The sequence below is a fragment of the Paracerasibacillus soli genome, from assembly GCF_042432965.1.
Taxonomy (GTDB): Bacteria; Bacillota; Bacilli; order Bacillales; family Amphibacillaceae; genus Paracerasibacillus; species Paracerasibacillus soli.
In genome coordinates this window covers 37,951-45,037 of the sequence record NZ_JBHLWL010000012.1, presented here as the reverse complement: position 1 = coordinate 45,037, position 7,087 = coordinate 37,951, and the positions used below count along the sequence as shown (strand labels likewise).

At 35.2% G+C, this 7,087-nt stretch carries 5 protein-coding genes; 2 read left to right on the top strand and 3 right to left on the bottom strand.

Annotation, left to right across the window (positions count from 1 at the left end):
- Positions 1-494: 494 nt before the first annotated feature.
- The 3 genes from rnr to secG all read right to left on the bottom strand — a co-directional run bounded on the left by rnr (position 495) and on the right by secG (position 3,839).
- On the bottom strand, positions 495-2,657 hold the full coding sequence (rnr, locus tag ACFFIS_RS03745) for a ribonuclease R (protein WP_320379549.1): 2,163 nt from the start codon (positions 2,655-2,657) through the stop codon (positions 495-497).
- A gap of 64 nt (positions 2,658-2,721) precedes the next feature.
- Positions 2,722-3,468, bottom strand: a complete 747-nt coding sequence (locus ACFFIS_RS03740; RefSeq protein WP_320379550.1) for an alpha/beta hydrolase — start codon at positions 3,466-3,468, stop codon at positions 2,722-2,724.
- A 140-nt stretch (positions 3,469-3,608) separates the two neighbouring features.
- Entirely contained in the window at positions 3,609-3,839 is a 231-nt protein-coding gene (gene secG, locus ACFFIS_RS03735) for a preprotein translocase subunit SecG (protein WP_320379551.1), read from the bottom strand.
- Positions 3,840-4,169: 330 nt separating this feature from the next.
- Between secG and ACFFIS_RS03730 the strand changes: the two genes are divergently transcribed.
- On the top strand, positions 4,170-5,096 hold the full coding sequence (locus ACFFIS_RS03730; RefSeq protein ID WP_320379552.1) for an alpha/beta hydrolase: 927 nt from the start codon (positions 4,170-4,172) through the stop codon (positions 5,094-5,096).
- A gap of 94 nt (positions 5,097-5,190) precedes the next feature.
- Positions 5,191-6,903, top strand: coding sequence for a phosphoenolpyruvate--protein phosphotransferase (gene ptsP, locus ACFFIS_RS03725; protein WP_320379553.1), 1,713 nt, complete (start codon positions 5,191-5,193; stop codon positions 6,901-6,903).
- Positions 6,904-7,087: the final 184 nt, after the last annotated feature.

Below are 7,087 nucleotides of genomic sequence, written 5' to 3'. Positions count from 1 at the left end.
GTAAGTGGGGGATCAACAGCCAGTAAAAGCCCGATTCTGTTTAACTAACATTCAGTGGGGGAGATAGGGAAACCCCCACTGAATGAAGTTTCACTTTATATGTTCAACTTAAATTTAAGTTTATTATTGGCGGCACTTTAAGTGCCTGTTCATCCTCTTCGTTTGATTTGTTTATATCAGTTATAAAAGTTAGCCATGGGAAACATTTACTTATACTCTATTCAAATATAACCCAATGGTTCTTCTTTTTATTTGATTTATGTATAGATACATTACATAGACATCGCCTATATGTAAACAGTTGCATTGACTCAAGTTTTATTGTACCCAACAAACTATTCGATGTCAACAACTATTTTTACCTAATGCAACTTTTGGTTTGGGTAATGCTATTTTTCACATATTTTACACGATTCTAGTTACTGATATTCCCTAATAACCACACAAAAAAACACCAGGCAACAAAAAGTTCACCTCGTGTTTTTGCGATATCTTTATTTTCTCTTTTTAGTCTTTTTTGGTTTGTTTACACGTACTAATTCAAAATCTACAACCCGTTCATCCGTATTCACACTTATAACCCGAACTTTTACTTCGTCTCCAATTCGATGAATTTGACCAGTTCTTTCACCAATCAATGCATAGTTTCGTTCATCAAAGTGATAATAATCATCTGTCAAATAGCTAACATGAACGAGTCCTTCTACTGTATTTTCTAATTCGACAAACATTCCAAAGCTTGTGACAGAGCTAATAACACCGACATATTCTTCGCCAATCTTATCTGCCATGTATTCTGCTTTTTTCAAATCATCTGTTTCACGCTCCGCATCAACTGCTCGCCTTTCCATTTCTGACGCGTGCTTTGTGAGATTAGGAAGAACATGTTCCCAGCTTGATAGAACTTTTTTGTTCATTTGCTTTTTAATCAAATACGTACGTATTAAACGATGAACAATTAAATCTGGATACCGACGAATTGGTGATGTAAAATGCGTATAAAATTTTGTCGCTAAACCAAAATGTCCAATGCTTTCTGGATCGTATTTTGCCTGTTTCATAGAACGTAACATAAGTTTTGAAACAATCATTTCTTCAGGTTTTTCTCTTACATCTTCTATAATCTTTTGTAAGGCTTGAGGATGGACTTCATTTGCTGTCCCTTTTACGACATGTCCAAGTCCTGCTAAAAATTCAAAGAAATGATGTAATTTAGCCTCGTCAGGATCCTCATGAATTCGATAAACAAATGGTACATTTAACCAATGAAAATGCTCGGCCACGGTTTCATTAGCAGCCAACATAAATTCCTCTATAAGCTTTTCTGCTACTGAACGTTCTCGAATCACGACATCCGTTGCTTTTCCTTCTTCATCAACTAAAACTTGGGCCTCTTTAAAATCAAAATCAATTGCACCACGACTCATTCGCTTTCTACGTAAAATTGCAGCGAGTTCCTCCATCTTTTCGAACATTGGAACGAGTGCATCATATTTTTGACGTAACGTTTCGTCTTTATCGACTAATATTTTATTTACATCAGAATATGTCATTCTTTCTGTCGTTCGAATTACACTTTGAAAAATATCATGGTTCACAACTTTACCATTTCGGTCAATTTCCATTTCACAACTCAATGTTAATCTGTCAACTTGTGGGTTTAATGAGCAAATACCATTTGACAATCGATGTGGGATCATCGGGATAACCCGATCTACAAGATAAACGCTTGTCCCACGTTCTAATGCCTCTTTATCGATTGGAGAACCCTCTGTAACGTAATAACTTACATCTGCAATATGTACACCTAACTTATAATTATCGTTTTCTAACTTTTCTACTGTCACCGCGTCATCTAAGTCTTTTGCGTCCGCACCATCAATTGTAACAATGACTTCTTCACGCAAATCTTTTCTATCCTGTAAGTCTTCCTCACTAATTTGTTCGGGTACATTTGTAGCATGTTCGATTACTTCATCTGGGAAATCAATCGTAATACCATGTTTATATATAATAGACAAGATATCTATTCCAGGGTCATTTTTATGCCCTAAAATTTTAGTGATTTCACCTTCTGCACTTTTACGGTCTTCAGGGTATTTTGTAATTTTTGCAATTACTTTATGGCCTGTAACAGCCCCATTCATTTTACTTTTTGGAATAAAAATATCGTTAGGAATTCGTTTGTCATCAACAATTACAAAACCAAATGCTCTATTATCTTCAAAAGTTCCGACTACCTCATCAACTGCACGTTCTAATATTCGGATGACTGTTCCTTCCGGTCGATTTCCTGCTTCATCCATTTTTTCAATTCGAACGAGTACTTTATCCTTATTCATTGCGGACGCTAGATCTGAGTGATGAATATATACATCAGACTGTTCCTCGTCATCAGGAATTAAAAATGCAAAACCTTTTGCATGCATTTGAATTGTTCCTCGGATTAGGTTCATTCTTTCAGGTAGACCAAAGCGATTTTTTCGTGTTCGAACAAGTTCACCAGCATGCTCTAATTCATTTAATGCAATAACTAATTCTTTAAAATCAGTTGCATCTTCAATTTTCAATAATTCCTCAAGTTCTTTTACGGCAAAAGGCTTTTTATTATTTTCCTTAAAAAAAGCTCGTACACGTTCTTTTAAATTCTCATCCATTTCGAACACCTTCTTTCTCTTGCCATCTTCTATTATATTATTTCCCCTAATTTTGTAATATTAATCACTTTTCCCAGTCTAGAGATTCTAAAAACTGATAAATATCTTCATGAAGTTGATCTTTTTGTTTATCGAGCGTAATGACATGACCTGATTGTTCATACCAACGAATTTCCTTTACATCTGATTCTATTTGATTATAAATGTAAGTTGCGCTATCGGTATTAATCATTTCATCATTCCGTGCTTGAACGACCATCACTGGCGTATAAATCGTATCAACGTTTTCCTTTACATCGTTAATAAGATTACCAATTTGCGTAAATAAAGGTTTTGATTCCCCCATTAACTTATCCAGTTCTTTTTCAATTATTTGGTCATCTTTTCTTTCTAATTGTTTATATCCCTTAGAAAAATGTTTAAATCCTGCTGTTAATTGCTGTTCATTATCAAAAAACATTGGTGCACACATTGGGATCATTGCTTTCAAGTTTTCAGAATAACTCAATTTTAAACCGAGTACGCCACCTAGAGATAAGCCTGCAACAGCAATTTCTTGATAACCTAGATTTTTTAAATGTGTAAAGGCTTGTTGGACGTCTTCCCACCATTCAGATGGATTAGATTCAATTAACTTTTCAGGTGGTAATCCATGTCCTCGAAATATTGGCGCATGACTCGTATATCCTTTCTTTTCAAGGAATCGACCAAGCATGCGGACATCTGCAGAATGACCTGTAAAACCATGAAGTAATAATACCGCACGTGGTCCTGCTTCAAATGTAAACGGTTCTGGTTGTTTTATTTTCATCATTAATGATCCTTTCATTATGTTTATTATACCTTATGATGGTAGTTTCATGTGTTTATACATGGAATAATAACGTCCTATATGCTAATTTTAGCAATAAAAAATCCTTACCATATTACATGATAAGGAAGAAATTACTATTATACAATATAAACACTTACAAATGCTAAGACAAAAAATAAAACACCCGTGATGACCGTACCCCGATGTAAAACGAGATCAATTCCGCGAGCTTTTTGCTTACCGAATAATTGTTCTGCTCCGCCCGAAATTGCACCTGATAATCCTTCACTTTTACCACTTTGCAATAAAACAAAAACAATCATGATAATTGAATCAATGACAAGTAATACATTCACTACAGTTTCCATTACTGAGACCCCCTGCATTTCACGTCCTGTATTTATTTCGTAATATTTATTTACACGATTTTAAACATACTAATACTTTAGCATACCTGCGATTCAGATAGCAAGTCATTTTTAATAGGTAAAGTCATGATCTTATCACGATATAGACAAATTACAAATGGAACGGTTGGGAATATCAGAAAAAAGTGAGTCAGTCTCACGTTGTTGAATCTTGCTTGTGAATCTGGGCGCAAATATGAACACATATTTGTTTCCTTATAATAGGAAATAAGACGCGTCAAAAATGAAGTAATTTGCTTTCTCGTGGTAGTATGAATAAGAGGTGATCATATGACAGAAACATTCTGGTTACAATCTACAACTGACAATATAGACATTTATGTATCGGCTTGGAATCATGCAGCAAAACCTAAAGCTATTATCCAATTAGCACACGGTATGGTTGAGCATATTGCACGCTATGAAGAATTTGCAAATTTTCTTACCGAAAATAACTTTGCTGTTTTTGGACATGATCATCGTGGTCATGGTCAAACAGGTTTAAAACAGGGACAATTAGGATATTTATCCTCTACAGATGGTTTTGATAAAATGGTAGACGATCTATATACTGTTACAACATATATTAAAAGCTTGTACGCTGATATTCCTATCATTCTTTTTGGTCATAGTATGGGGTCCTTTGTAGTCCGAAGATACATACAAACATATTCCGATGATATCGATGGCGTAATACTATCTGGAACTGGATATTTTCCAGCAACGGTATCTAGGATTGGTAAGCATTTTGCAAATCTATTTGCACCACAAAAAGAAGCGAAACTATTTAATTTACTTGCTTTTGGTTCGTATAATAAACGTATCAAAAAGTCAAATACGGCATTTGATTGGCTAACACGTGATGACATTGCAGTTGAAAAGTATATGGATGATCCATTATGTGGCTTTACACCTTCAGGTAGATTCTTTTATGATTTAATGTCAGGTTTATACACCATTCATCAGGAGAGCGCAAACCAAGCGATTAATCCTACTTTTCCAATACTATTTATTAGTGGCGATCATGACCCTGTCGGAAGTTATGGCAAAGGAGTATGGAAAGTAGCCAAACTTTATTGTGATATTGGTTTTAATAAAGTAACTGTTCAATTATTCCCAGATGCAAGGCATGAAGTACTGCACGAACTTAATAAACATGATGTGTATGAGCAAATATATCGTTGGATAGAGAACGAAGTAACATTCAGTCGATTGTGATTATTTCACATATTAATAAATGAAGTTAGTTTACTTGAATGTAAAGCTAAAAAAAGCCTAAAATAGATACTGTATAGTAGAAAGGTGGTATATTATGTCGAAAGTAACGGGAATTGCTGCATCTACAGGGATTGCAATTGCAAAAGCGTATCAACTTAAAGCTCCCGATTTATCCTATGAAGCAAAAGAAGTTGATAATCCTACCCAAGAGATTGAACGATTAGAAGCGGCACTCAATATATCCAAACAGGAATTAGAAAAAATTAGAAACCATACGAAAAAAACACTTGGAGATGAACATGCTGAAATCTTTTCTGCTCACCTTCTTGTGTTAAATGATCCTGAATTAATTAACCCAATGAAAGATAAAATTAAGAATGAAAATAAGATGGCAGAATCAGCATTAGATGAAACGGCAAATATGTTTATTGACATGTTTAAAAATATGGATAATGAATATATGCGCGAACGTGCTGCAGATATAAAAGATGTGACAGAACGTGTCATGGCTCACTTACTTGGAGTCGATATTCCTGATCCTGCGTTAATTGATGAAGAAGTTATCGTCATTGCAAATGACTTAACACCATCAGATACGGCACAACTTGATCGAAACTTTGTAAAAGGATTTACAACCGATATTGGAGGTCGTACATCACATTCCGCAATTATGGCTCGATCATTAGAGATTCCCGCAGTCGTTGGAACAAAAGATATTACTTCCTTAGTTTCTCAAAACGATACTGTCATAGTTGACGGCTTAGAAGGTAAAGTAATTATTAATCCATCCGAAGATGAATTACTTGCATACAAAGAAAAACAAGCTAATTTTGAAAAACAAAAAGAAGAGTGGGCTAAATTAAAAGATGAACCTACTGTTACAAAAGACGGACACCATATTGAGTTAGTTGGAAATATTGGAAATCCAGAAGATGCAGATAGTGTATTACAACATGGTGGAGAAGGTGTTGGTCTGTATCGTACTGAGTTTTTATACATGGGTAAAAGTGAGATGCCTTCTGAAGATGAACAATTTGAGGCTTATAAATCTGTTCTTGAAAAAATGAATGGAAAACCTGTCGTTGTTCGCACATTAGATGTTGGCGGAGATAAACATATTCCATATTTGGACATGCCTGAAGAAATGAATCCATTCCTTGGATTTAGAGCAATTCGCTACTGTTTGGACCATGAAGAAGTCTTCCGTCCACAATTACGTGCACTACTTCGAGCAAGTGCTTATGGTAACTTGAAGATTATGTTCCCTATGATTGCACAAGTAGAGGAATTCCGTGCAGCTAAGGCACTTTTGTTGGAGGAAAAAGAAAACTTACGCAAGGAAGGTCATGAAGTTTCCGATGATATTGAAGTTGGTATCATGGTAGAAATTCCTGCAACTGCTGTCTTAGCAAAACAATTTGCAAAAGAAGTTGATTTCTTCAGCGTCGGAACAAATGACTTAATTCAATATACAATGGCAGCTGACCGGATGAATGAACGTGTATCCTACTTGTATCAACCATATCATCCAGCAATACTAAATCTTTTAAATAATGTTATTGAAGCTGCACATAGTGAAGGTAAGTGGGCTGGTATGTGTGGTGAGATGGCTGGAGATCCACTCGCAATTCCAATCTTGCTTGGACTTGGATTAGACGAATTTAGTATGAGTGCAACATCTATCTTGCCTGCTAGAACACAAATGCGTAATTTATCAAAAGCAGATCTTGCATCTTATAAAGATGAATTACTAGCAATGAGCACAGCGGAAGAAGTACTAGCCTTTATTAAAGAAAAAACAGAGTAATTCTAATTTAAAATGAGACACTTAAGCGAAAACCTCTACATGAGAGGTTTTCTTTTTTTCGTGGTATAGGACATATAGAAACGTCCCGAATCTGGAAGGCAGTAGTCACCGAAGAAGTATTTGCGACACCTTAATTTAAAAAAACTTATAGTATTGCCTTTAAAGCACATAGACTGATTAAGCT

What these genes read in the sequence shown, in the direction of transcription:
- rnr (WP_320379549.1), bottom strand. Translation starts at nt 2,657, where the DNA reads ATGGATGAGAATTTAAAAGAACGTGTACGAGCTTTTTTTAAGGAAAAT.
- ptsP (WP_320379553.1), top strand. Translation starts at nt 5,191, where the DNA reads ATGTCGAAAGTAACGGGAATTGCTGCATCTACAGGGATTGCAATTGCA.
- ACFFIS_RS03740 (WP_320379550.1), bottom strand. Translation starts at nt 3,468, where the DNA reads ATGAAAATAAAACAACCAGAACCGTTTACATTTGAAGCAGGACCACGT.
- secG (WP_320379551.1), bottom strand. Translation starts at nt 3,839, where the DNA reads ATGGAAACTGTAGTGAATGTATTACTTGTCATTGATTCAATTATCATG.
- ACFFIS_RS03730 (WP_320379552.1), top strand. Translation starts at nt 4,170, where the DNA reads ATGACAGAAACATTCTGGTTACAATCTACAACTGACAATATAGACATT.